The organism is Nostoc sp., assembly GCF_036917395.1.
Taxonomy (GTDB): Bacteria; Cyanobacteriota; Cyanobacteriia; order Cyanobacteriales; family Nostocaceae; genus Nostoc.
Genome location: NZ_JBALDI010000066.1, coordinates 1 through 22,853 on the forward strand (window position 1 = coordinate 1; position 22,853 = coordinate 22,853).

The 22,853-nt window shown below is 43.7% G+C and carries 28 protein-coding genes and 1 pseudogene; 11 read left to right on the top strand and 18 right to left on the bottom strand.

Annotated features, from left to right (window positions below; all coding sequences use genetic code 11):
• From V7K46_RS22285 to V7K46_RS22295, 3 genes are all read right to left on the bottom strand, one after another.
• Positions 1–272: hypothetical protein (locus V7K46_RS22285; RefSeq protein WP_335116909.1), on the bottom strand; the 272-nt coding region annotated here is incomplete at its 3' end.
• Positions 273–378: 106 nt separating this feature from the next.
• A complete protein-coding gene (locus V7K46_RS22290) occupies positions 379–726 on the bottom strand; it encodes a hypothetical protein (RefSeq protein ID WP_335116911.1) in 348 nt (115 codons plus the stop codon).
• Between the two features lie 61 nt (positions 727–787).
• Positions 788–1,234 carry a hypothetical protein gene (locus V7K46_RS22295; protein WP_335116913.1) on the bottom strand — a complete coding sequence of 149 codons (447 nt, stop codon included), beginning with the start codon at positions 1,232–1,234 and terminating at the stop codon, positions 788–790.
• Positions 1,235–1,603: 369 nt separating this feature from the next.
• Here V7K46_RS22295 and V7K46_RS22300 point away from each other — a divergent pair, with 369 nt between their 5' ends.
• From V7K46_RS22300 to V7K46_RS22310, 3 genes are read left to right on the top strand one after another with little or no spacing between them, the layout of a single operon-like run.
• Entirely contained in the window at positions 1,604–1,996 is a 393-nt protein-coding gene (locus tag V7K46_RS22300; protein ID WP_335116916.1) for a sigma-70 factor domain-containing protein, read from the top strand.
• Positions 1,965–2,285, top strand: coding sequence for a hypothetical protein (locus V7K46_RS22305; RefSeq protein ID WP_335116918.1), 321 nt, complete (start codon positions 1,965–1,967; stop codon positions 2,283–2,285). The genes V7K46_RS22300 and V7K46_RS22305 overlap by 32 nt, the downstream gene beginning before the upstream one ends.
• Before the next feature lie 38 nt (positions 2,286–2,323).
• The gene (locus V7K46_RS22310) at positions 2,324–2,575 is read left to right on the top strand and encodes a hypothetical protein (RefSeq protein WP_335116920.1); all 252 of its coding nucleotides are present in this window, start codon (positions 2,324–2,326) and stop codon (positions 2,573–2,575) included.
• 79 nt (positions 2,576–2,654) lie between these two features.
• On the opposite strand, the pseudogene V7K46_RS32150 reads toward V7K46_RS22310, so the two are convergent.
• Positions 2,655–2,740, bottom strand: a pseudogene (locus tag V7K46_RS32150) (HU family DNA-binding protein); the annotation flags it as partial.
• 127 nt (positions 2,741–2,867) lie between these two features.
• Here V7K46_RS32150 and V7K46_RS22315 point away from each other — a divergent pair.
• On the top strand, positions 2,868–4,733 hold the full coding sequence (locus tag V7K46_RS22315) for a glycoside hydrolase family 15 protein (protein ID WP_335116922.1): 1,866 nt from the start codon (positions 2,868–2,870) through the stop codon (positions 4,731–4,733).
• 202 nt (positions 4,734–4,935) lie between these two features.
• Here V7K46_RS22315 and V7K46_RS22320 read toward each other — a convergent pair whose 3' ends face one another.
• Complete coding sequence (locus tag V7K46_RS22320; protein ID WP_335116924.1) at positions 4,936–5,847, bottom strand: metallophosphoesterase family protein; 912 nt, start codon at positions 5,845–5,847, stop codon at positions 4,936–4,938.
• Positions 5,848–5,861: 14 nt separating this feature from the next.
• The gene (locus V7K46_RS22325) at positions 5,862–6,281 is read right to left on the bottom strand and encodes a cupredoxin domain-containing protein (RefSeq protein ID WP_335116927.1); all 420 of its coding nucleotides are present in this window, start codon (positions 6,279–6,281) and stop codon (positions 5,862–5,864) included.
• A gap of 112 nt (positions 6,282–6,393) precedes the next feature.
• Here V7K46_RS22325 and V7K46_RS22330 point away from each other — a divergent pair, with 112 nt between their 5' ends.
• Both V7K46_RS22330 and V7K46_RS22335 read left to right on the top strand, forming a co-directional pair.
• Positions 6,394–6,912 (top strand): sigma-70 family RNA polymerase sigma factor, encoded by a 519-nt coding sequence (locus V7K46_RS22330; protein WP_335116929.1) that lies wholly within the window; start codon positions 6,394–6,396, stop codon positions 6,910–6,912.
• 4 nt (positions 6,913–6,916) lie between these two features.
• Positions 6,917–7,651 carry an anti-sigma factor gene (locus tag V7K46_RS22335; RefSeq protein WP_335116931.1) on the top strand — a complete coding sequence of 245 codons (735 nt, stop codon included), beginning with the start codon at positions 6,917–6,919 and terminating at the stop codon, positions 7,649–7,651.
• On the opposite strand, the gene V7K46_RS22340 is transcribed toward V7K46_RS22335, so the two are convergent.
• The gene (locus V7K46_RS22340; RefSeq protein ID WP_335116933.1) at positions 7,629–8,228 is read right to left on the bottom strand and encodes a hypothetical protein; all 600 of its coding nucleotides are present in this window, start codon (positions 8,226–8,228) and stop codon (positions 7,629–7,631) included. The genes V7K46_RS22335 and V7K46_RS22340 overlap by 23 nt on opposite strands.
• A gap of 84 nt (positions 8,229–8,312) precedes the next feature.
• Complete coding sequence (locus V7K46_RS22345) at positions 8,313–9,209, bottom strand: SDR family oxidoreductase (protein WP_335116935.1); 897 nt, start codon at positions 9,207–9,209, stop codon at positions 8,313–8,315.
• An 85-nt stretch (positions 9,210–9,294) separates the two neighbouring features.
• On the opposite strand from V7K46_RS22345, the gene V7K46_RS22350 reads away from it, so the two are divergent.
• On the top strand, positions 9,295–9,420 hold the full coding sequence (locus V7K46_RS22350; RefSeq protein WP_335116937.1) for a hypothetical protein: 126 nt from the start codon (positions 9,295–9,297) through the stop codon (positions 9,418–9,420).
• 421 nt (positions 9,421–9,841) lie between these two features.
• On the opposite strand, the gene V7K46_RS22355 is transcribed toward V7K46_RS22350, so the two are convergent.
• From V7K46_RS22355 to V7K46_RS22365, 3 genes are all read right to left on the bottom strand, one after another.
• Positions 9,842–10,522 (bottom strand): HAD family hydrolase, encoded by a 681-nt coding sequence (locus V7K46_RS22355; protein WP_335116938.1) that lies wholly within the window; start codon positions 10,520–10,522, stop codon positions 9,842–9,844.
• 452 nt (positions 10,523–10,974) lie between these two features.
• Entirely contained in the window at positions 10,975–11,517 is a 543-nt protein-coding gene (locus V7K46_RS22360; RefSeq protein ID WP_335116940.1) for a DoxX family protein, read from the bottom strand.
• A complete protein-coding gene (locus V7K46_RS22365) occupies positions 11,514–12,440 on the bottom strand; it encodes an SMP-30/gluconolactonase/LRE family protein (RefSeq protein WP_335116942.1) in 927 nt (308 codons plus the stop codon). Before V7K46_RS22365 ends, V7K46_RS22360 begins: the two co-directional genes overlap by 4 nt.
• Positions 12,441–13,330: 890 nt before the next feature.
• Here V7K46_RS22365 and V7K46_RS22370 point away from each other — a divergent pair.
• The 4 genes from V7K46_RS22370 to V7K46_RS22385 all read left to right on the top strand — a co-directional run bounded on the left by V7K46_RS22370 (position 13,331) and on the right by V7K46_RS22385 (position 16,392).
• Positions 13,331–14,905: a GMC family oxidoreductase gene (locus V7K46_RS22370; protein ID WP_335116944.1), complete on the top strand. Its 1,575-nt coding sequence runs from the start codon at positions 13,331–13,333 to the stop codon at positions 14,903–14,905.
• 65 nt (positions 14,906–14,970) lie between these two features.
• Positions 14,971–15,474, top strand: a complete 504-nt coding sequence (locus V7K46_RS22375) for a DUF1622 domain-containing protein (protein WP_335116946.1) — start codon at positions 14,971–14,973, stop codon at positions 15,472–15,474.
• Positions 15,471–15,989 carry an HPP family protein gene (locus V7K46_RS22380; RefSeq protein WP_335116948.1) on the top strand — a complete coding sequence of 173 codons (519 nt, stop codon included), beginning with the start codon at positions 15,471–15,473 and terminating at the stop codon, positions 15,987–15,989. The genes V7K46_RS22375 and V7K46_RS22380 overlap by 4 nt, the downstream gene beginning before the upstream one ends.
• 55 nt (positions 15,990–16,044) lie before the next feature.
• On the top strand, positions 16,045–16,392 hold the full coding sequence (locus V7K46_RS22385; RefSeq protein WP_335116950.1) for a hypothetical protein: 348 nt from the start codon (positions 16,045–16,047) through the stop codon (positions 16,390–16,392).
• A 469-nt stretch (positions 16,393–16,861) separates the two neighbouring features.
• On the opposite strand, the gene V7K46_RS22390 is transcribed toward V7K46_RS22385, so the two are convergent.
• From V7K46_RS22390 to V7K46_RS22420, 7 genes are all read right to left on the bottom strand, one after another.
• The gene (locus V7K46_RS22390) at positions 16,862–17,812 is read right to left on the bottom strand and encodes a Brp/Blh family beta-carotene 15,15'-dioxygenase (protein WP_335116952.1); all 951 of its coding nucleotides are present in this window, start codon (positions 17,810–17,812) and stop codon (positions 16,862–16,864) included.
• Between the two features lie 169 nt (positions 17,813–17,981).
• A complete protein-coding gene (locus V7K46_RS22395) occupies positions 17,982–18,281 on the bottom strand; it encodes a chaperone modulator CbpM (RefSeq protein WP_335116954.1) in 300 nt (99 codons plus the stop codon).
• Positions 18,278–19,243: a J domain-containing protein gene (locus tag V7K46_RS22400; RefSeq protein WP_335116956.1), complete on the bottom strand. Its 966-nt coding sequence runs from the start codon at positions 19,241–19,243 to the stop codon at positions 18,278–18,280. Before V7K46_RS22400 ends, V7K46_RS22395 begins: the two co-directional genes overlap by 4 nt.
• 21 nt (positions 19,244–19,264) lie before the next feature.
• Entirely contained in the window at positions 19,265–19,576 is a 312-nt protein-coding gene (locus V7K46_RS22405) for a hypothetical protein (RefSeq protein WP_335116958.1), read from the bottom strand.
• 37 nt (positions 19,577–19,613) lie between these two features.
• On the bottom strand, positions 19,614–21,500 hold the full coding sequence (gene dnaK / locus V7K46_RS22410) for a molecular chaperone DnaK (RefSeq protein ID WP_335116960.1): 1,887 nt from the start codon (positions 21,498–21,500) through the stop codon (positions 19,614–19,616).
• A gap of 67 nt (positions 21,501–21,567) precedes the next feature.
• Entirely contained in the window at positions 21,568–21,996 is a 429-nt protein-coding gene (locus V7K46_RS22415) for a fasciclin domain-containing protein (protein WP_335116962.1), read from the bottom strand.
• A 258-nt stretch (positions 21,997–22,254) separates the two neighbouring features.
• Positions 22,255–22,743 carry a DUF421 domain-containing protein gene (locus V7K46_RS22420; RefSeq protein WP_335116964.1) on the bottom strand — a complete coding sequence of 163 codons (489 nt, stop codon included), beginning with the start codon at positions 22,741–22,743 and terminating at the stop codon, positions 22,255–22,257.
• Positions 22,744–22,853: the final 110 nt, after the last annotated feature.

The following is a 22,853-nucleotide window of genomic DNA, read 5'->3' on the forward strand; positions in this document are numbered from 1 at the left end:
TGTTGTGATAAAATCTTAATTCCCAGATGACGCAGATATAAGATTTGCGCCACTTCAATAGCTTCGTAAGCGTCTTTCCATTGCCATGCACCAGACGCGGCAGTGCCTAGAAAGTAGCGATTCATCTGGGAAGAAACAGTTTTCGTAGAGAGAGGGCGATTATCTATTAAAACTTTTGCAAGCTCTTGGGCAACACTAATAACTGACTGCCCATAATCGATTACTGTTTGCAAATCGAATAAAGAACCTTGAGTGAAAAGTTGCTGTACCATTGGACTATATAATTTTAATTTTCACTCTTGAAAAAGCGAAGCTAACATGTGAGCTTTGTTAGCTATCAAACAGGCACAGTTGCCTTGTTGAAATTTCCCGTTTATTTTATCGATTGATTGAGATGTAAGCCAGATTTAAACTGCAATTCACTTCAAACCACCACTTAAGAGGTTGATTACTTTGCTCGTCCATTAAGTCTGCGTATTGATTGAGGTAATCAACAGCTTTTAAAAAGTGTGTATAGCAGTCAAATGCCAGATGATTTAATTGTTCACGCACTCTCCTTTTAGTTCGAGCGTTAGACTGAATCCAGATAATAGAGTGCCAAGTTTTCTCATACTCTTTGGCACAACCAACAGCAATTCCTAATTCAAATATTGCTGCTTCGAGTAGGGAGTGATTGCTTGGGATATGATTCAAAGCAGATGATAAACAACAATATGTCGCGTTCACTATTTTTCAGGAAATAAGTTTAATCTCCGTTGATCAATCGGAGGTTATAGTTGAGTAACTTTTATGCAGTTTTACGCGGTCTGCCTGGCTTGCGCTTGCCTGAAGACTTTACATCAGCCTTTTTAGTTTTCGGTGAATTGTTGGCAGCATTGTTGGCTTTGTTTGAACGAGTAGTACGTTTTGGTTGTGGTGAAATTTCTTTAACTGGAGGCAGTAATCTCAATGTAGGGAATGAGAGAATAACTGTTTCATTACTTGTACGATGAACAACTTCATCCTCTAATGTCCAAGGATCTGGCAACTTTTCAAAAGTCATCGCTTGTGGTGTGATTACTTCTGATACTGATGGGATTGTAGAAGCGGCTATATTTCCATTGCTAACTGAAACAAGATTACTAGTGTAAGCAGCCGATATAAATAGTCCGTTAATGAACTGGAACATAACGAGAGTAATAAATGCCCAAAAGAGGACTACGATTGCCAAGGTAAGTAGAGATTGCATATCCATAATTTTTTCTCAACTAAGTATTTGTAATTTTCAATTGATTTACGCAAAGCGTCTTTTAGCCTTGTCCAAATATGAAGTGAATTTGAACATATCCTCTCTTAAAGAGAGAAATCCACCTAAAATTAGTGTAGCTTATCTCTGATTTAAGTCAGCTATATTTCTTCGTTATTTTAAAGCTTAATTATAAAATCAAGCAGCTTTTAGTGTTTACCTATTTGAAGATTTAAAGTATTATATTTATAAACTAGTTTGATAAATAGAAACATTGGGTTAAGTCTATGGTTAAGATTTGATTTGTAAGCTAATTCTTGAGATAAAACATTCTATTCAAAGGAAAAATAAAAGTATTCCTTACAATTAATTGAAAGTATGCCCAGCCTAACTACCGACTTAGTTCGCTCTTACCTCAAAGAAATCGGACGCTACCCTCTGCTAACTCCTGAGCAAGAAATTACAAATGCTAGGCTTGTGCAGCAGATGATGACGATTGAAGAACAGCGCTCAAGCCTCGCACTTCAACTAAAGCGAGAAGCAACCACAAGAGAATTAGCTACCTCACTTGGGCAAAGCGAAGCTGAAGTAGAGTCAATCGTTCAACAAGGTCAAAAAGCTAAACATAAAATGGTGACAGCTAACCTCCGATTGGTGGTAGCGATCGCTAAAAACAAGTCGCCACTGCTGTTAAAGATGCCTCCAATTGCCGCTGTTTGGTTGCGATTGCATATCCGTCATGAGTCGGTGGCGATCGCGTACCCGCAATGAATCGGTGGCATTGCCTCTGCTTAATCCCCGGCGAAAAACCATCAGATTGTCAGACCAAGTAGCAAGTTACAAGTCGCAAATCGCAAGTGTACCGACAACTGTTGTCGTGGGCTTGAAACAAGAACACTTTATGTCTAGTACTACATGTATTGACATAATTCCTTTTCTGAAGTGGGCTTGTATTCCACAACTGAAGTTTTTTATCTTACTTGCGACTTGCGACTTGGGACTTGCTACTTGTTTTTGTCACTGTTTCAATCAAATGGTGCATGAATATATTGATGCCTAGAAACTATCCTTATAAATAGAACACCGAAGAAAGAACCGATGCCCAGCAAAACTATTGAAGTCCGAGAGTACACTGTTAGAGCGCACAAGCGGGAAATTCACACTCGCGTTTTTAACTTTGTGTGTAAGCAGTGCGAACAACCCACACAACGAGAAACCTTTGGTGTGCGACCGCTCTACTGTGAAACATGCCGTCCGCCACAAGCACCCAAGCAATCGAAAATAGTCCCTCTTAGAAAACGGAAGCCCAGAGCTATGAGCTACAAGAGTGGCAAAGACATTGCGGGATGATTTGTTGTCTGAAGATAAAAATGGAGGCAATCGTATTCTCTTTCATTAGAAAAGCGAGCGCTATCTGTATTGCAAAATGTGCAACTTTTTCACGAAACTGCATAAAGCAGAAAATGCAGGCACAAGGGTTGCTGGAATTGTGATTGGCTCATTGGTTTTGGGATTAGGTACTTTAAAAGCTAGAAAGTCCAAAAAGCCCACTGTACAATCTGTCCCGGCTTAAGTTGCTACCCAAAAATTACCAATTCCACATAAGATGTTCGTAAAAGGTTATCAGCAGCTAAAAACGGTAATGAGTATTACATCTGCTCCCAATAATGACCCAACGCCTCCAACCCTATCCTTTCCGGCGATAGAAGATTATGGGGTGATTGGCAATTGCCATACAGCAGCTCTTGTCAGTAGTTGTGGTTCGATTGACTGGCTTTGCTTACCTCGCTTCGATTCACCGTCTTTGTTTGCTCGGATTTTGGATCTAGAACGTGGTGGAAGCTGGAGTATTCAGCCAGCCAGTGCTTGGTCAAGTAGTCATCAGTACCTAAATGAAACTAATGTACTAGAAACAATTTTTACCTGTGAATCAGGACGAATTTCGCTGCTGGATTTTATGGATATTAGCAACCAGGAGCAGCAGGAAAGCCGAATAGCACCTGGCAGGCTAATCCGAATTGTCGAGGTTAGTGGAGGAACAGTAGAAATTATTAGTACTTGCTCTCCTCGCCCTGACTATGGGCGGACAATTCCCAAGTTAGTCAAATTTGGCAACGAAGTCAGGTTTGATTCATTCACCGTTACTGGACCTGTTGAATGGCATCTGGACACAACAAGCAATACATTTATGTGTCACATAATCCTCCATGCTGGAGAAAGAGCGGTATTCACGCTTTTGAGTGAGGAGGACGCACAACTGTCAAATCTAGACCCAATGGATGCCCTGGCATCAACTTGCGCCGAATGGCGGCGTTGGGCGAATAAGTGTACTTATCAAGGAGCGTATCGAGACGCGGTTGTTCGCAGTGCGCTGACCTTACAGTTGATGACTTATGCCCCTTCAGGAGCAATTGTAGCTGCACCGACAACTTCGTTGCCAGAAGAAATTGGTGGGGAGCGGAACTGGGATTATCGCTTCACCTGGATTCGGGACTCATCATTTACTCTTTATGCATTGCTATTAGCAGGTTATCTTGATGATGAGTGTCAGTTCTTCAATTGGATCGCCCAGACTGTAAAGATGGAAGGAACTGGAATCAAAATCCTTTACCCGATTACATCAAGTGGACAGGTTGTTGAGCAAACCTTAGATCACTTGCGGGGATATCGAGACTCGCAGCCAGTTCGGATCGGCAATGGTGCAGCAGGACAAGTTCAACTTGATGTCTATGGTGAGGTGGTTAGTGCTTTACATTTCGCCTGGAAGATTGGAAAGTACGATCCAAGTGCAATTTGGGAACACATCTGCCCACTAGTAGATTGGGCTGCTGAACACTGGCACGAACCAGATAGCGGCATCTGGGAAGTGCGTGGGGGTTTGCGACATTTTGTTTACGGGAAAGTGATGCTGTGGGTGGCATTAGACTGTGGCATCGAAATGGCTGAGGCGCTTGAGCTAACTGGTGATACTACCCGTTGGCGACAGGAGCGGCAACTAATCCGCAATGAAGTGTTTGAAAAAGGGTGGAGCGAAAAACTTGGTGCCTTCAAGCAATCTTACGAGGATGAAACTCTTGATGCCTCTAATTTACTAATGTCAAGTGTTGGCTTCATTGATGGAACTGACCCGCGCATGGTGTCAACAATTGATGCGACTATCGAACATTTAGTTGAGAATGGACTGTGTTACCGTTACCGAGATGCACCAGAAGGCGTGAGTGGTAAAGAGGCATCCTTTGTTCTTTGCACCTTCTGGCTGATCAACGCACTTATCTTGGCTCAAAGGGCTACAGAGGCTAGTGTTTGGTTTGAGGAAATGCTGGCACGAAGCAGTTCGTTGGGACTATTTGCAGAAGAAATTGACTTTAAGACAGGGGCACATCTTGGTAACTTTCCCCAAGCCTTTTCGCATATTGGCGTGATTAACGTTGCTGTTTCCTTAGCACATACAGGTAATATCGGAACAGTTGAGCGGGTGCATATTGATGCAGCAAATGCTGCATCTTGAGGTGGCGGTGGTATTCAGTAACAGTCAACTACAAACTTGGGAAAACGAGCATAAAAATAGGGGTTTTAGGCATTGTGAATCAGGAAGCAAAGACCATTGGTCAGAACTTCCCAGCGCATGAAAACCCAAGGGTCCAGAATGCGATTACGCAAAGCGCAGAGGCTAAGGACGTATCGCACCAGACAGTTGTTAAACTATATTTCTACAAGAGAGTATGTTGGTCAACTCTAGTATCTTTAAGGGAAATTATTTTAACTGTGCGGAATCCGAGTACCGCTAAGAGATTATTTTCGGGCAGTTTGACGGGAGCAGGTTGATCGCCATGACCTGGAGTAGGGAGGGGATAAGCAGTCGCCGCAGCAGTGTGGAAGCGAATATTGCCTTCGCTATGCTCAATCACTCGATGGATGTGTCCCGTTAACACTGTTACCGATGCAAAACGAGATAGCAGTAAAAGCAACTTTGCCGAATCGGCAGTTGCCCATCCCCATTTAGGATAAAGGTTATACAGGGGAATATGGCTGAAAATAACTAAAGGCTTATCCTGTTTCTGCCCTGCTAAATCTTTTGCCAGGTAGTCCAATTGTGCCTGACCCAGTTTACCCGTACCCGTTGCGCCAAAGTCTAGTACATTAATTAAGGAGACAAAGTGTATTCCCGCCTGATCCCAAACCTGTAGTCCTTCTTTGACATCCTTTCGGTTAAAGGCTTCTTCGTAGGCTTTGCCGTGATCGCCAATTGTATCGTGTTCCCCTGGTAGGGTAAACAGTGGGACTTTCAATTGAGAAAGCAGTTGTTTGGCCTGATCAAATTCTTCTGGTTTAGACAAATGGGAGATATCTCCGGTGTGAATGACAAAGGCGGGTGGAGTGGGTAAAGCATTGATTGCATTGATCGTTTTCTGGAGCGTATCGGTTACATGTTCATTTGCAGGTTTTTTGAAACCGATGTGCGTATCGCTAATTTGAACGAAGGAAAACGGTAAAGCCGTAGATGATTTTTGAGCATTTGGTTCTCCTACCTGACAGGCAGTCAATAAGCCATTTCCGCCAACAGTCCACACAATACCGAGTCCTGTCCAGCCTACGTGTTCAATAAATTTTCTGCGTTGCATTGGTATTCCTCTGGTTAATTTTTCTCTTGTGTTACCGTCAACGTCCCTTTCATAAAGGGATGAACTGAGCAAATATAGGGATAGATACCCGGTTTAGTAGCGGTGTAGTTCCAGGTTTGATTGGTATCTAGTGCTTTAGAGTTGAAAGTACCATCCGTAGCCGTAGCCGTGTGGGGTTCTTCATCGACATTAATAAATTGAACAGTTTTACCAACAGCGATCGTCAAATTCGCTGGCTCAAATTTGAAATTACGAATTTTGACCGTAGTATCGGCAGTTTGTTGGCTAGTTTGGGGTTGGGACTTGGGTTTATCTTTCATCACCATTGGTTGGCTAGTCATTGCCTTATGGTTCGGACTACAGGATGACAACGACAACAGGATGGCCAAGAAGGCACTGGCGAACGCTATGAAAAAATAGGAAATGTATTTCATGGGCGTTCTTCCATCCGCTTTGGTTGACGGCGTTTAGCAAACAGTCCGGTCATGCTCACTCCGGTAGCCACTAGAACCGTCATCGAAGAGTGATGCCGCACTCTTAGATGACTTGAAGGCAAAGCAGCCAACGGCCTTAGGGTGTCTCTACGATCACTATGGCAGCGTGGTGTATGGAGTGGCGCTGAAAGTGTTGCAAAGCCAGCCGGAAGCAGAAGACCTGACTCAGGAAATTTTTCTATCGCTATGGCAGCGCCCGGTTGACTCTGCTAAACACGGTCATTTGATGCGCTACCTGATTGTCATGACTCGATCGCGGGCGATTGACAAACTGCGATCGCACAGTCGCACCCTTAATTTGGTGCAACGTTGGGGGCAGAACGTCACTGCTGCACCCCCCGCGCCTACTCCGGTTGAGCAGGCTGTTTTCAATGAGCGATCGCAGCAAGTGCGGCAGGCATTAGCTCAACTTTCCGTTCAGCAACGGCAGGCGATCGAACTAGCGTATGATGCCGGACTGAGCCAATCGGAAATCGCCCAACAACTGAATAAACCCCTGGGAACCGTGAAAAGCTGGACTCGCCAGGGACTCCTGAAACTGAAGCAACTTTTACGGGACTCAATTGACTAAGGTTATGACTGAACCTCTCACCCCTCAAGCAATCGAAACCTTAGCAGCAGGCTATGTAGTGGGCGACCTTGATCGCACTGAAGTCGCAGCTTTCGAGCAACTGCTGATAGAAAATCCGGCATTGGTGGCACAAGTGAATCAGTTGCGAGAGGTCTTAGACCAGGTGGCTCATGACTTAAACAGCGTTGAACCCCCTCCTCATCTCCGGTCTGTCATCCTGGCAACGGCTACTACCACTCAACTGACCTCCCGACACAAACAGCCTCGGCTCTTCTGGTATACCGTCATGGGTAGTGTCGCGGCACTCCTGATTCTGTGTTTAGGAGTAGATAACTATCGCTTGCGACAAGATTTGGGCATGGCTGGTGACATCAATACCTTACTACAACAGTCCCAAACGCAACTTTTCTCTCTCAAGGCTGTGAATGCGTCAAATACTGCTGCGGGTAGCTTTGTTGTAAATCTCGGACAACGGCAGGGAATTCTAGTCGTGCAAAATCTGGTGGCTCCACCCACAGGTAAGGTCTATCGACTTTGGGCGATCGCTGATGGCGAAAAAATTCCCTGTGGCACTGTGAAAATTAATCCCCAGGGAAAGGTGCTAGATAAATTTTGGATGCCTGCCGACTTTTATGACACAGGTATCTCTGGGTTATTCGTGACGTTGGAATCGTCTGAAACTAGCCGTTATCCAACCGGAGCTATTGTGATGCAGACTAACTCATCGACCAAGATCTAACCTCACCAACGTGTTTTTCAGAAATGGAAACATTCAGATAATTTTCAATAACGTGCCGATGCGTTACAGCCAGCACTTTAAACTCCACCATCTTTTCATCAGATCCCCGTAAATGAACGTCTGGTGTAAGAAATTGCAACAGATTTAGGCTTTCGAGTAACAAAACTGACGGTACAATCTGCCTCTTGTTAAAGTCTGGTTGACAAATCGAATTCTCCCCTGTTTCTAACTGCGCCTTAGCCCGTTTTGCATCACGGGTGGTCAGAAATTCCCGTCCCAGTGTCAAATAATAGTGCATCCGCAGTTGGGGATACCACCCATTATCATCTTTCTCGACCAACTCAGGGGTCACGTCAATTTCGTAGCGACGAGACAATTCAGCCAAGCGCTGCTGATGTCGTTCTGTTTTGGTTTTCGCCCTTTTATCTTGCAGCTTCTTGAGTTCAGTCCCAGAGATTTCATCGGAATCCGCGATGCCTGCGGTGGGCTGCGCCAACGCAATAATGCCTAATACAATCATGACATGACGATTACGATGGCGTAGCCGCCCTTTCCAGTGGCGATCGCAGTTAACCAACCAAAATTAATCTGAAGGTTTTCCCTATTTTCAAGATCAGTGACTCTTATAAAAGTTCTCTTAAAGTTGTTTCAACATTTTTAACTAGGCAATCCCGATGCCGCCTGTTACACCATAAACTTCTCCGGTGATGTAGCTACCTTCTTGGGAAGCAAGCAACACATACACAGGAGCAATTTCCACAGGTTGCCCAGGTCTTCCAAGCGGAACTTCAGAACCAAATGTCTTGATCTTGTCCTGGGTCTGACCACCACTCGGCTGTAGCGGTGTCCAGAATGGGCCGGGTGCGACTGCATTAACGCGCATTCCCTTGTGGATCAGCTGTTTAGCAAGAGATTTGCTGAAATTCTCAATGCCCGCTTTGGTCAGCGCATAGTCAAGCAGACTCGCTGAAGGTTGATATGCCTGAATCGAAGTGGTGTTAATAATTGATGCTCCGGGTTTGAGATGTGGAACGGCAGCTTTAGTAATCCAAAATAGCGCGTAGAGGTTTGTCTTCATCACTTTATCGAAATGCTCAGTCGTGATATCGCTAATTGATGGGTAAGATGTCTGTGCGCCAGCATTGTTCACGAGAATATCTAAACCGTTCAAAGATTGCACTGCATCTGTCACCAGCTTTTGGCAAAAATGCTCGTCGGTGATGTCACCCGGAAGCGCCACCGCTTTGCGCCCTGATTGTTCAATCAATTGGATCACTTGTTGAGCATCAGCTTCCTCGCTCAAAAGATAGCCAATTGCGACATCAGCACCTTCTTTGGCAAATGCGATCGCAACAGCGCGCCCGATACCAGAATCGCCTCCCGTGATCAATGCCTTCCGACCTGTAAGCTTTCCAGATCCAATGTAGCTCTGCTCACCGTGATCCGGTTGGGGCTGCATCTTTTGAGCAAGTCCTGGTACGGGCTGTGGTTGTTGGGGAAAGGGCGGAGCAGGATATTGCTGCCGGGGGTCTTGCATCTCTAATCGCTCGTCTTTCATCACTTGTTCTTTTCGATAGTTTTGCTATTCTTGACTCAAGTATCAAGCATTGAGGAGAACGATTCCTCACCCTTTAAGCAGAATAATGTTCCAGAGTATGCAAGACTTAGAGGAACAGCGAACACTTGGTTGGTGTAGCAACGATGAAATGGCGCAGCGACCAGGGCGAAATTATGGAACTTGGTATAGCCCCGAATGGCACGCTTGTTAAGCTGAAGAGTATGCAGCGTAAAGATGCTCCAGGGGCAGGGGGGCAAGGGTGCAGAGGGGAATGGCACTAAGAAAAGCCGAAAAGCTTGTGTAACCTTGTTCCCAGTCTGAAGACTGGGAACGAGTTTCAAGAGGCTCTGCCTCTGGTCAACAAAGAGGAGGCGGAGACTCTCACAATGGTTTCCCAGCCTAGAGGCTGGGAACGAGGCAACACAAGACTTTGGACTTATCTTAGTGCCATTCGGTGCAGAGGGGAATTTCTAAATATCCGAACGCAATACCTAAAACTTTTTTTTTCTCCCCTGCTCAAGAGCTCAAGAGCACCCCTGCTGCCTCAACGATTTTCCCTTTTCTTAGTGCCATTCGTATAGCCCCTGAGTTTCAAAGGCAGGGTTTAGGTAAGGAGTTTGTTGCTTGGTTAATTATTGTTGTTGCGGACTAACCCATTCGACAATTTGATTAGCAGCATCGCCTAAATCAACTCCTATGATTGTCGGTTGTGGGTAAATTCCCAAGTAAGCTTTTTCTGATGATGTAATGAAAGCGGTTTGCAAACCAGCCATTGCTGCACCCATCACATCCCAGGCATGGGCAGCAACTAACCATACTTCGTCTCTGCTTTCTCGTTTCGCTAGTGCATACACATCGGGATGAGGTTTAGTTTTCTCAATGGCATCACAAGAGAGAATACGGTCAAAAAACGGTAGAGCGTTGGATTGTTGAAGCAGTTTTCGGGTAGACTCTTCGCCGCCATTTGTCAAAGCAATCAGCCTCCATCCATCTGATTGCAGCTGATTAAAGGCAATCAAAGCACCTGTTTGTAGCTCCAACTGGGTGAATGTATCGAGGACTTGTGATCGCTGTTGTTCAGTTGTTTCTACTCCAATCACAGCCAGAGAACGCGGTAGTTCTGCCGCTAAAATTTGCCTGAGAGGTTGATAATGTCCTGCATGAGAAAGGGCAAAGGCATCACGCAGGGTTTGAGCAAACCAGAGTTCTAGTGTATGTGCAGGAGCGCCCAACGCAACCAAGGCTTGACGCGGCTTATTCAGACTAAAGCAAGTGGCAAGAATATCAAAGGTGATCGTTCCTTTTAGACTCATTACAAAATATTATATTAGGTGCTAATTTCTACGGATTCAGATGCGAATGGCACTAAGAAAAGGGAAAATCGTTGAGGTAGCAGGGGTGCAGAGGAGCAAAGGAGCAGGGGAGAAAGAAAAAGTTTTAAGCATTGCGTTCGGATATTTAGAAATTCTCCTCTGCGCCCCTGCCCCCCTGCTCCTCTGCAATTCTTACGCTGCATACCCTTCAGCTTAACTTAGTGCCATTCGATTCAGATGCTTCTTTAGCGTAAATGTAACACCTAAAGAATTACCCTACCTTTTGGCTTAAATCTGAATTGGTATAAGGAGCAGTTTACGATTGCGGATTTGGAAGTGAACTTAAGCTAAAGGGAGCAACGCGATTTTGTGAGAATTCTGCGTTCAAGGCAAGAGGCAGGAGGCAGGAGGCAAAAGGGATTCAAGACTTTATATGCATGAAGCTTTAATTTTCACCGGACAAAAATCAGAGCATCCAGCGAATATGCCCCAGGGCCTAAAACTGCGATCGCAATCAACATCACGCAATACATAAACGCCTTTTCCCAACTTGGCGGTTCACCTTGTCCCAAAGGGCCCTGATATTGGTCTTGCGGAATTAAGTATGGATCTTGTGCTACAAAAGGCTTACCTCCAGAGATATGTAAATACGCAGCGAACAGCATTGAGCCGAGAATGGGCAAGGTGGCTAAGAGTGTGAGGAATCCAATAATCAGAAAAATTCCCCCACCTAACATAGACGCAGCTGATAAAAAGCAAAGAAGGACAGGCATTTTTAGAGACTCAGCCCATTGCCGAAGATGCGTTATCTTTGGATAACCGTGTAGTAAAAATAACCCGCCAACACTAACTCTTAATAGTAAAAGTGCCAATCCGGGAAGCCCGTTAGGATATACATGATAGAGTGAACTTAATAGGTATGGTCTTAGCTGTGGGAAATTAAATGCAGCTATAAAAAAGGCGATCGCAACACCCACCGCAAATTGATAAATCATAGCTGTACACCACGAGTATTAAGGTTGATAGCATATAAAGATTTGCCTGCTGTAATAAACAAGCGATCGCCTTCCTTACCACCAAAAGTCAGGTTAGCGGATGTCTCCGGCACAATAATTTTTCCTAAGCGAGTTCCGTCGTTCGCGTATATTTGCACACTGTCTTGAGAACTAGTAAAAACATTGCCATGTTCATCAACCCGCAGTCCATCTGGTTGTCCTGGTTCAATGACTGCAAACACACGCCCATTCTTTACATAGCGATGTCTACGAAAGGCTGCGCCTACGTTCACAACCTCATAAACACGAATATGATGAGGCCCTCCAGGAATATTAAACGCAGCTGTATCTGAAACATACAGTAAACTTTCATCTGGACTGAAAGCCAGCCCATTAGGGCGTACCATGTCCGTCACTACAGGATAAATCTCATCAGTTGCTGGGTCGAAGCAGTACACGTAACTTCCGCTTTGTTCCTGTTCGCCACCGTAACCTTGATTTGGCTCAGTGATTCCATAAGGTGGATCGGTGAACCAAATTGTGCCGTCGCTTTTCACTACTAAATCATTTGGACTGTTAAGGCATTTGCCCAGGTAGTGATCGATTAAAACCTTCCACTCACCATTGTGTTCGCGTCGAATAATGGCACGCAAACCAGATGAACACGCAACTAGACGACCTTCCAAGTCGCGGTAATTACCACTTTGATAATCAGATGGGTTACGTAGGACACTCACATCATCAGTAGGACTCCAACGTAACAGGCGGTTGCCGTGAGCGTCACTCCACACAACACTATTGTCTTCGTGAAAGTAAACAGGCCCCTCACTATGGACTGCACCGTTGGTTAGTTTTTGGAGTGAAGCATCTATAGATACAATAGCACGCAGGCGATCATCATAAATCTCAATGTCTACCGGCATAGGAATCTCCTGTTATCTAACTTGGTTGCTGATAATAAATAGCAGGTTCAAATTAATACCAAAATGCTATATAGCTGTATTTAATATTGTGCAACCAACTAAGTATATAAGTTATAGCTATTTTTATCATTTACTAAACAAAATATTAAAAATAATTGGTATAAAGCTAATTGTGATTTTATTTATTTAAATTTTCATTGAACCATAGATATATATTGATTGTGGCAACAAGTTACTTTTTATTTAAATTTAATAAAAAGATTTGAATTATTTCCCAAATCGAATTAATAGTGTGGTCGAAAATGTCAAACTAAATTTATTTAAATTTTATTGTAAAGAGAACAGGACTTACGCAAAATCATGAAAAAACGAACCGCAAAGGACGCAAAGGACACAAAGGAATAAGGTTTCAGAGAGTTATTGCGTAAGTCCTAGAGAATGTATACTTACTTTAAATAATATCTACACGAAAATAAAATTCAAATAAAATATTAGCCTATCTTTAGGCATAAGTAAATATTAACCCATTGGGTAGAAGCAATATTGTAATTAAAGTTTTAATGTAAGCAGATGAATCTATCTTTAGAGCTACTTAGCTTTTTCAAAAACTTAGAAATTAACTAAAATTATTGCCAAATTACTTTGCAGTAGTAAACGAATCAAATCGGAAGTTTGAAGGAGGCAGGAGGCAGGAGGCAGAAGGCAGGAGGTTTTTATTCAGCTATAGGATTCAGACCCCTCCTGTTGGGAGAGCCACCAAATTTTTAATTTGGTGTTCTTGTCTTAAACACTTGAACATTCGTTCACACTACTGAGTTAGGGGTCAGTTTTCCTCCTGCCTCCTGCCCTCTAACTCCTGCCTTCATTGATAAAATTATGAATTATAAATTATGACTAGCATCACAGAACATTACGACATCATTATTATTGGTACAGGCGCTGGTGGAGGTACATTAACTCACCGCCTTGCACCCACAGGTCAAAAAATTTTAGTACTAGAACGAGGCGACTTTTTACCGAGAGAAAAAGCTAATTGGAATCCGCAAGAGGTTTATCAAAAACATCGCTACCATACAGATGAGCAATGGTATGACAAGGAAGGCAAAGCCTTTAAACCTCAGACAGGCTACTGGGTTGGTGGTAATACTAAACTTTACGGTGCAGCCTTAATTCGATTACGGGAGCGAGATTTTGAAAGGGTAATTCACAAAGGAGGAATTTCTCCAGAATGGCCTTTGAAGTATCAAGACTTTGAGCCATACTACACCCAGGCAGAAAAGCTGTATGACGTGCATGGTAAGCAAGGGGAAGACCCCACCGAACCCTTTCGCAGCGAACCATATCCATATCCACCAGTAAGCCATGAGCCAGATATGCAGTCCCTTGCTGATGGTATCCGCGAACTGGGTTATTACCCATTCCACCTACCACTAGGATTAAAGCTCAATGAGAGCGATCGCACAAAGAGTCCCTGCATTCGCTGTGATACTTTTGATGGATACCCCTGTTTAGTACACGCAAAAGCTGATGCTGATGTCAACGCTATTCGTCCTACCCGCCAGATGTATGCTAATTTCACCCTGAAGACCAATGCCAAAGTTTTGCGGCTGCATACCAGTGAGTCGGGACGAGAGATTACAAGGGTAGAAACTGAAATTCCAGGAGAGCGGCATTGGTTTGCAGGTGATATTGTGGTTGTTGCTTGTGGTTCCATCAACTCAGCTGCCTTGCTGTTACGGTCTGCTAACGATAAACATCCTAATGGATTGGCAAACAGTTCCGATCAGGTGGGGCGGAATTTTATGAGACAGACGGAAACCGCTATAGTTTCAATACACCTAGAAGTGAATCGCGCCAACTTTCAAAAAACGATCGCCGTCAACGATTTTTACTGGGGAGAGCCGGATTTTCCTTATCCGATGGGCATGGTGCAGAATACCGGCAATGTACTTGCCGATATGATTCCCGCCGAGGCTCCGCCGCTCATGGCTCCATTTGTTAAACTGATCCCTCATTATGAGCGCCATTTACTGGCCGAGCGATCGCTCGGCTGGTGGTTGCAGACAGAGGATTTACCAGACCCGAATAATCGGATTCGTGTGGTGGGTGACAAGATTCACGTTGACTATACACTAAACAATACCGAAGCAAGCGATCGCCTGATTCACCGATGGACATCTGTACTCAAGTCAATCCCTGGTTCTGCTAAACATGTCCTACCATTTAGCATTTATCCCCGCACTCATATACCAGAACAAGCAGTTGCTCATCAATGTGGTAGTTGTCGATTTGGCACAGATCCTAAAACCTCAGTTCTTGACCTCAATTGCCGTACCCATGATGTTGATAATCTTTATGTTGTAGATAGTAGTTTCTTTCCGTCAAATTCCGGTGCTAATCCCACACTCACAATTATGGCGAATGCGTTGCGCGTTGGTCATCACATAGCTGAACGAGTGAAATAGATACATATTACAGAACGTACTCATCACCCGAAGCCTCTAGGTTTCCAAAGCGATCGCCAGGTTTTATGAAACGAGAGCCATCCAAAGATTCATTGCTTAATTTGCTATTACCGTTAGCACTCATCTTGGGGTTAGTTTTAATCCTGAGTTTGAATGTCGGAGAAAGTAGAAGTGAGAGCGCCTTAATAAGTCCTCTGGAGACGTGGCTCAAAATTCTTGTCGGTTATTTGGCAGCAGGGACAGAAATTGCAGCAGCAGTTGTAATTGGCACAGCAGTAATCCGAGGTATTACTAATTATCTGCGAATGTTGTTTGCTCGTTCCAAACAACATTTCGATGCCACAGAAGGAATTCGTTTGCAATTGGGACGAGTACTGGCATTGGGGCTGGAATTTACTGTTGCCAGCGATATTTTACGGACGGCAGTAGCACCTACTCGCCAAGATATATTGAATTTGGGAGCGATCGTTTTGCTGCGAACTTTGTTGAATTATTTCTTAGAGCGAGAGATTCAGCAGGGAGAACAACGCCGTTCATCAGAGCCGGAGCTTGATAGGAGTATACGATGAAACCTCACCGTTCCAGCTTAAAACCCTTAGAAGGTGCGAATCGATCACTCCGCAGCCGCCTCAATTGGAAAGGTGAATTGGCACTAGCCGCTGCCCCGACAGTAGTCATATTGATCATGTTGGCTCTAGTGGAAGTACTAACCCGTCAGCGTTTGTTGTTTGCGTCCTTGGCTTCTAGCGCCTTTCTCATTTATCTCGACCCCCAGCACGGTACAAACACGGCGCGAACTCTAGTCATTTCCCAAATGATGGCAGCTGCGATCGGTTTTACAACTTATATGCTGCTGGGTTCGAATTATGTGTCTGGTGGAACCGCAATGATCGTCACAATCGTGCTGATGATCCTGTTAGATGCGATGCATCCTCCAGCCGTTGCCACATCTTTAAGTTTTGCCTTAAAAGCTGGGAATGAAAACAACCTAGTTTTGTTTGGTCTGGCATTGGGCATCACCGTTCTATTGGTTGGACTAGAACGCTTTGCCCTATGGCTTCTGGCATACCTGAGCCAGAAGTAGTTTCATGTTTATTTATGCAAACACTCACGAGTTTAATAGTTTTAAGGAGAAAATTATGAAGGAAGAACACCCTGTTTCTAAACCGGAAAATGAAATTAAAACGACCTCTCAGGCTCATCCCATTGCCACAGGATTGGGAGTAGCAGGAGGTGGTGTGGTAGGAGCTGCACTCGGTCGCTCAATTGGTGGTAAGGTTGGTGCTGCAATTGGTGGCGTTGCAGGTGCGATCGCTGGTGGAGTTGCAGCCAATGAACTGGCAGGATACACCGAGCAATTCATTGAAGAACTCCAGCCGACAGTAGGCTTAGGATTAGGAGCAGATCACAAACCAATTGAACTACTTAATCACTATAGTTGGGAAGAATTACAAACACTATCAAAACCCCAAGCTGGAGAAATTTAAGCTACATAAGTCAATAATTTTAATTACGAATTAATCATGTTTCCACTTTGGTTAAAAGCAGGTTTCTGGGGTTTAGTTGGTGGTTCAGCCCTGCTACTGGGTTCCGCAGTAGGTTACTACGCCAAGATTCCCCGATTGCCGCAGGCGCTATTTTAGCAATGATTTCAGACACCATGATTGAATGGCACGCTTGTTAAGCTGAAGAGTAGGCGGCGTAAGGATTGCAGAAGTGCAGAGGTGCAGAGGGGAATTTTTATTTCTTCCGAACGCAAACCTTAAACTTCTTCTTTCTTCCCTGCTCCTCCGCTCCTCTGCACCCCTGCTGCCTCAACGATTTTCCCTTTTCTTATTGCTATTCCACCATGATTCCAGAAGCCTTTGAGCAAGCGCATGATTTTGCTGGACTAATCGTCGTCTTTGGATTTCTTGCTGCTTTTGTTCTTAGCAAATTCGCTTGACAATTACAGTTTCAACCGTCTGAAGATATGCTTCTGTACAAATTATCTCTAATAATTGTGTGTGGAAGTGTAATTGAAGCAATAAAAATAAAAAATGAAGCCATTGTTGTATTTAAATGTTTTTGTAACTGTTCAATATTAAAATCGTTTAAAAAAAAAGCTATTATTATCAAAAATATGATTGAGATAATACTAATTGGAATTGATTTTAAATAATAATCAATTCCACTTGCTTTTAAATTAGCCTTTTTTAAGCATTCAAGCTGATCAAAGGTAGAGCCAAGCGAATGCCAAAGCCCAAAATAAACTCCAAAAGATATAATTAATGGCGTTGTATAAAAAAGTATTCCTAAAATAATTAAACTTAAATATTCTCTAATTAAATCTTTTTGACTAAGGTATTTTAAATTAAAAAATAAACTAATTATTAAAGAATTTAAAATAATAATTAATGCTAAAAAATATTCTTGATGTTTAATGTGTAATAGCCATACATCATTGGATAAATATTTAGAAATAAAAATTACTTCCTGGGGATTAGAAACAATGGCTGCTGTGATTATAAATAAACCCCAACAACAATAGACACAAGTTTTAAGAATTTTCTTCGGTAGATGCAGATAATATAAGTTGGATTGTCCTAAATGATAAATGCTAACAGCAAGAAATATATTGAAAGCTAGAGATGGAAATAAATACCAAGAAAGGATGTAAATAAAAATGGAAAAAATATAAAACAAATAAAAATTGATTATGCTTTGTGCATAAGTACTCTTTTTATTTAAAGCATAAAAAACTAAATTATCTGTAGCTCCATGAGGTATGCCTATAAAGCAAACTAATATGCCTACCAAAAATAGACCATAGGAATTAGCAAAATTAGGAAAAGCTATTGATAACAAAGAGATTAATAAAGTAATAGTTACAACTAAATAAAAAATTAGAGGTGTTCTGAGATTCATTTTTTCATAGTTTGAGTACGAATTGAATTAGTAAAGTTTTTAACAAGGATTAAAATTCACAATTAATCCCAAACCAATAGCGATCAAAATTTTCTCTATATCAATCACGAAATATCGAAAGCGATCGCGCTCTTTATCCACTAAAACAGTTTCGACTGTGCCAACTTTTTCAAGAAGACTGCAACGCTTTTAGCTGTGCGCGTAACTGGGCAATTTCAGCCGCCATATCCACAACCATAGCTGCTCCTACGAGATTTAGCCCCAAATCCTGACGTAAGCGTTGGATTTGAGCAATGCGTGCAATTTCTTGTAAGTGCAACATCGAGCCTTTCGGTTCGATTAATCCGAGTTGCACAAATCGCTCAATTACAATCGTTGAAGTTTGGGTTACTGAAGCTGCATACTCAAATGTATAAAGGCGATCGCCTTCTTGGGAAACAACTGTACTAGAGATGCTAAACTCGCTCATAAAGTCACTCCTTCTAATGCAGTACGTGGGTTAAAGCTGCTATTGGCCTGAATTTTCTCATAGCAATCCTGCTCAATTTCGCTTAACTCTTTCGGAGATACGATCTGAAGTTTCACAATTAGGTCACTTCGCCCGCCTTTTGGTTGCGTCCAACCTTTTCCTCGCAATCGCAGCGATTGACCGGAACGCACGCCTTTAGGAACACTCAACGTGACGCTACCCTCCGGGGTTGGTACTTGAATTTGAGCGCCTAAGACCGCCTCATCTGGACGAATGGGAACGTCTCCGGTTAAGTTGTCACCCGAAAACTGAAAAAACGGATGGGGAAGCAGCTCGATTGTGAGATACAAATCGCCTCGCTGTTGAGAAAAAGGGCTGGGACGACCTTTGCCTTTAATGCGAATTCGACTACCCGGTTTAGCACCTGCGGGAATACGAACGTTAATGGTTTCATCATCCAACTGCAACCGCTTTTGAGTGCCGTGAAAGGCTTCCGAAAAGGAGAGTGCGATCGCAGCTTCGGTATCGGGTGCTGGTGCTTGGCTGCCAAATGAGCCAAAGTCATCAGGCTGCCCAGTCGCAGTACGGTAATAAGTCCGTCCTGTTCTTGTCCTGTCCCCTAAACCACCCAGCAAATCATTGATAAAGTCATCAAAGTTGCTATATTGGTCAAATCCCTGTGCATACGTACTAGTTCCTCTAGGAGGAGTGCCGCTAACCTCCGCTTGCTTCCAGTACTGCTCAAAAGAGTCATATTTTTCGCGCTTTTCTGGATTTGATAAAACTTCGTTGGCTTCATTAATCTCTTTGAATTTTTCCTCGGCTTCTGGATTGCCAGGATTCACATCAGGGTGATATTTGCGGGCAAGTTTGCGGTAAGCTCGCTTAATGTCGTCGGGAGTTGCAGTTTTGTCAACTCCCAAAATGTTGTAATAATCTTTGAAATCAGTTGCAGTTGGCATGATTCAATTCTCAAAATCTGACTATTCTGCACTCGGAACATCTTTTGTCAGTGATAAGTTTCCTTCGTCGTTGAGTTGTTCAAAGTCTACAGGGTAGTCTCCAGTAGTTGTAAATTTTGCCTCTGTTGGATCGTCTGTGTCTTGATTTCCAGCAATGTTTGTGGCTGCTGGCTGCTCAATTACAGAATCATCCGTCTGTATTCCTACCTCTATTTGGGCGTCTAATAATGCATTGCCTCCAGCATAATGATTTTGTCCTGCAAGTGTTTGTTGCGCTTCGGCTGCTGCTTGATTGGGAACTGCTCCTTGAGCCGCCATTGATTTGTCATCCATGATCGCTATCTCCTAAATTACGTTTACCTGGCACGTTTTAGCTAACAAAATCGGCATCAATCACGTCGTCGTTTTGTGCGGTTGGCTGATTTGGAGGATTAGGATTACTAGTTGCTGCGTTGGCTTGGGCGTAAACGGCGCTACCGATTTGCATCAGCGCTTGTTGAAGATTAGTAGTGAGCGATCGCATTTGCTCGTAGTTTTCTTGCTCAATTGCTGATCGCAACTCGCCAATCAATTCTTGCGCCCGATTTTTATCTGCTTGTGAAACTCGACCATTCAAGTCTTGCAGTTGTTTTTCTGCCTGATAAACCAGCGAGTTCGCATTGTTTTTGGTGTCGATTTGCTCACGGCGTTGGCGGTCTTCTTGAGCATGAGTTTCTGCATCTCGTACCATGCGTTCTACATCGCTTTTATCCAGCGTCGAAGCACCTGATATTGTAATCGATTGTTCTTTACCAGTGCCGCGGTCTTTGGCAGTCACCGATAGTAACCCATTGGCATCAAGGTCGAAGGTCACTTCAATTTGAGGCACTCCCCGCGGGGCTGGAGGAATACCATCGAGCCGAAACGTACCTAGACTCTTATTGTCTGCGACAAATTCCCTTTCTCCTTGCAGAACATGAATTTCGACATTCGGCTGACCATCAGCGGCGGTTGAAAACGTCTCAGATTTTTTCACAGGAATCGTTGTGTTGCGAGGAATAATTTTCGTCATTACCCCGCCCATCGTTTCCACCCCTAAAGAAAGTGGTGTTACATCTAGTAGCAGTACATCCTTCACTTCTCCCGCCAGCACTCCGCCCTGAATTGCTGCACCTACAGCAACTACTTCATCGGGATTCACTCCCTGATTTGGATCTTTGCCTGTGATCCGTCTGACGAGTTGTTGCACGGCGGGAATTCGGGTGGAACCGCCTACTAGCACAACTTCATCGAGATTGGCATTGTTCAGATTGGCATCGTTGAGAGCTTGCTCAACTGGGATGCGACAGCGATCGAGCAAGTCAGCGCAGAGTTTCTCAAACTCCGCCCTAGTTAACGTTATATCGAGGTGCTTTGGCCCCTCTTGAGTTGCTGTGATGAAAGGGAGATTAATCGTCGTTTGGGTGGCGCTAGAGAGTTCAATTTTGGCTTTTTCTGCGGCTTCGGTTAACCGTTGCAGGGCTTGCTTATCTTTGCGTAAATCAATGCCTTCGTTGCGCTGAAATTCGTTTCCAATATAATCGACAATCTTTTTATCAAAGTCGTCACCGCCTAAATGGGTATCTCCACTCGTGGCTTTGACTTCAAATACTCCTTCTCCAACTTCTAGAATCGAAACGTCGAACGTACCGCCCCCTAAGTCAAAGACTAGGATTGTTTCGTTGCCCTTTTTGTCTAAACCGTATGCAAGTGCTGCCGCCGTGGGTTCGTTAATGATCCGGAGTACTTCTAGCCCTGCAATTTTGCCTGCATCTTTAGTCGCTTGTCGTTGCGAATCGTTGAAGTAAGCAGGCACGGTAATCACTGCTTGCGTAATCGGTTCTCCGAGATATTTGCTGGCATCATCTGTAAGTTTTCGCAAAACTTGAGCAGAAATTTCTTCAGGCGCGAACTGTTTTTTGAGCGCCGGACAATCAAGCTTAACGTTGTCATTGCGATCGCGGACGACTTTGTAAGAAACTTCACTCGCTTCGTGGGTGATTTCCTCGTATTTGCGTCCGATAAACCGTTTGACTGAGTAGAACGTGTTTTCTGGATTCATTACCGCCTGTCGTCGAGCTATTTGACCAACTAGACGCTCGCCTGTTTTTGTGTATGCAACCACAGAGGGAGTAATGCGTTGTCCTTCTGCATTCGCAATCACCAGCGGTTGTCCACCTTCGATGACTGCAATACAAGAGTTAGTCGTCCCTAAATCAATTCCAACAACTTTTGCCATAACTTGCAATTCCTTTGATCGGATTTTGATACGTTGATTCCAGTAGAGACGTTGCAATGCAAGGTTTCTACCTTGTAACCAACAATTCACCCACAGATTCTGGGATCAGAACGCTATCAATAATATGAATAATTCCGTTATCTGATTCGATATCTGGTTCAATAACTCTGGCATCATTAACCTTAATCCCGTCAGAGGTATCGATCGCCAGCGTCGAACCTTCTACAGTTGGGGCTGAACTCAAAGCATCAGTATCGGCAGATGGAATCCGCAAAGCAATCACATGGTATGTCAAGAGTTGCTCTAACTCAGGCGGATTGTCAAGAAAAATTCCCACCGTTCCCGATGGCAACTTGGAAAATGCTTCATCAGTCGGCGCAAACAGCGTAATCGATGCAGGCTCCATTAGCCCTTGCAATAGACTCGCCCGATTAATCGCTTCAACTAAGGTGGTAAATCGACCGTCGTTTATCAGTGTATCTACAATGTCAGTCATGTCTCATGCTCCTATTGTTCCTTCAATCAATTCGGTTGCTAGTATTCTCGTTAATGTGGGTTATAGAACGTTTGTTGATATTTGCGTTGTTTCCCTTCTTTAGGAAACTATTCAGAAATTTTCTGTGCATCAACCTATAGAAAGACAAAAAAATATCCAGTATATATAGTTATTTTTCAAATTAATGTTGTAAGTATACATTCAACGATTTAAAGGAAAGAATTCAGAATTAAATTCTGTGCGATCGCTCGAAGTTTCTCAGTACCTTTCTCCCTGCTCTGGATAATCTAGCTTCACCTGCACCGTCTGTACTCCATCTTCCACTTTCACCTCTATTACCTGTGGTTTGCGGGCAGCAGGAATGACACTGATTTGTCCACTGCGTTCAAGGCGTGCAAATTTTACCTCGCTTGGATCTGATAAGTGAGCGTTGCTGCCTAAAGATGCAATTAAATCGGTTTGGCTGACATGGGCTTTTTTCAGATTATTTGATTGAATTTCGCCATCTTGAATTAGGATTAGCGAGTTACCAGTAATGATTTTACGGAAACTGCGGGAGCGATCGCTAATCAAAGCGAACAGCCGATTCATACCCACCAGCACAAAACCTACACCTATGGTTCCCCAAAATGGTGCCGAGCCATTAATTGCACGGCTTAACAACGAGCCGAAGGTGATACTAACAATGACATCAAAATCAGTAAACCTACCACTAAAGCGGCGATCGCCTGATAAACGCACCATCATTAGTCCTGCTATATATATAACCCACCTTCCGCACCCCAAGTGTCACAACCGGAAATTACTTAGAGAAAAAAGGCAAGTAAGAATAAAAACACACATCTAGAGGCAAAAAA

Coding starts and splice junctions, on each gene's coding strand:
- V7K46_RS22295 (WP_335116913.1), bottom strand. CDS start 1,234: ATGGATATGCAATCTCTACTTACCTTGGCAATCGTAGTCCTCTTTTGG.
- V7K46_RS22300 (WP_335116916.1), top strand. CDS start 1,604: ATGCCCAGCCTAACTACCGACTTAGTTCGCTCTTACCTCAAAGAAATC.
- V7K46_RS22305 (WP_335116918.1), top strand. CDS start 1,965: ATGAGTCGGTGGCGATCGCGTACCCGCAATGAATCGGTGGCATTGCCT.
- V7K46_RS22310 (WP_335116920.1), top strand. CDS start 2,324: ATGCCCAGCAAAACTATTGAAGTCCGAGAGTACACTGTTAGAGCGCAC.
- V7K46_RS22315 (WP_335116922.1), top strand. CDS start 2,868: ATGAGTATTACATCTGCTCCCAATAATGACCCAACGCCTCCAACCCTA.
- V7K46_RS22320 (WP_335116924.1), bottom strand. CDS start 5,847: ATGCAACGCAGAAAATTTATTGAACACGTAGGCTGGACAGGACTCGGT.
- V7K46_RS22325 (WP_335116927.1), bottom strand. CDS start 6,281: ATGAAATACATTTCCTATTTTTTCATAGCGTTCGCCAGTGCCTTCTTG.
- V7K46_RS22335 (WP_335116931.1), top strand. CDS start 6,917: ATGACTGAACCTCTCACCCCTCAAGCAATCGAAACCTTAGCAGCAGGC.
- V7K46_RS22345 (WP_335116935.1), bottom strand. CDS start 9,209: ATGAAAGACGAGCGATTAGAGATGCAAGACCCCCGGCAGCAATATCCT.
- V7K46_RS22350 (WP_335116937.1), top strand. CDS start 9,295: ATGTTCCAGAGTATGCAAGACTTAGAGGAACAGCGAACACTTGGTTGG.
- V7K46_RS22355 (WP_335116938.1), bottom strand. CDS start 10,522: ATGAGTCTAAAAGGAACGATCACCTTTGATATTCTTGCCACTTGCTTT.
- V7K46_RS22360 (WP_335116940.1), bottom strand. CDS start 11,517: ATGATTTATCAATTTGCGGTGGGTGTTGCGATCGCCTTTTTTATAGCT.
- V7K46_RS22365 (WP_335116942.1), bottom strand. CDS start 12,440: ATGCCGGTAGACATTGAGATTTATGATGATCGCCTGCGTGCTATTGTA.
- V7K46_RS22370 (WP_335116944.1), top strand. CDS start 13,331: ATGACTAGCATCACAGAACATTACGACATCATTATTATTGGTACAGGC.
- V7K46_RS22375 (WP_335116946.1), top strand. CDS start 14,971: ATGAAACGAGAGCCATCCAAAGATTCATTGCTTAATTTGCTATTACCG.
- V7K46_RS22380 (WP_335116948.1), top strand. CDS start 15,471: ATGAAACCTCACCGTTCCAGCTTAAAACCCTTAGAAGGTGCGAATCGA.
- V7K46_RS22385 (WP_335116950.1), top strand. CDS start 16,045: ATGAAGGAAGAACACCCTGTTTCTAAACCGGAAAATGAAATTAAAACG.
- V7K46_RS22390 (WP_335116952.1), bottom strand. CDS start 17,812: ATGAATCTCAGAACACCTCTAATTTTTTATTTAGTTGTAACTATTACT.
- V7K46_RS22395 (WP_335116954.1), bottom strand. CDS start 18,281: ATGAGCGAGTTTAGCATCTCTAGTACAGTTGTTTCCCAAGAAGGCGAT.
- V7K46_RS22400 (WP_335116956.1), bottom strand. CDS start 19,243: ATGCCAACTGCAACTGATTTCAAAGATTATTACAACATTTTGGGAGTT.
- V7K46_RS22405 (WP_335116958.1), bottom strand. CDS start 19,576: ATGGATGACAAATCAATGGCGGCTCAAGGAGCAGTTCCCAATCAAGCA.
- dnaK (WP_335116960.1), bottom strand. CDS start 21,500: ATGGCAAAAGTTGTTGGAATTGATTTAGGGACGACTAACTCTTGTATT.
- V7K46_RS22415 (WP_335116962.1), bottom strand. CDS start 21,996: ATGACTGACATTGTAGATACACTGATAAACGACGGTCGATTTACCACC.
- V7K46_RS22420 (WP_335116964.1), bottom strand. CDS start 22,743: ATGATGGTGCGTTTATCAGGCGATCGCCGCTTTAGTGGTAGGTTTACT.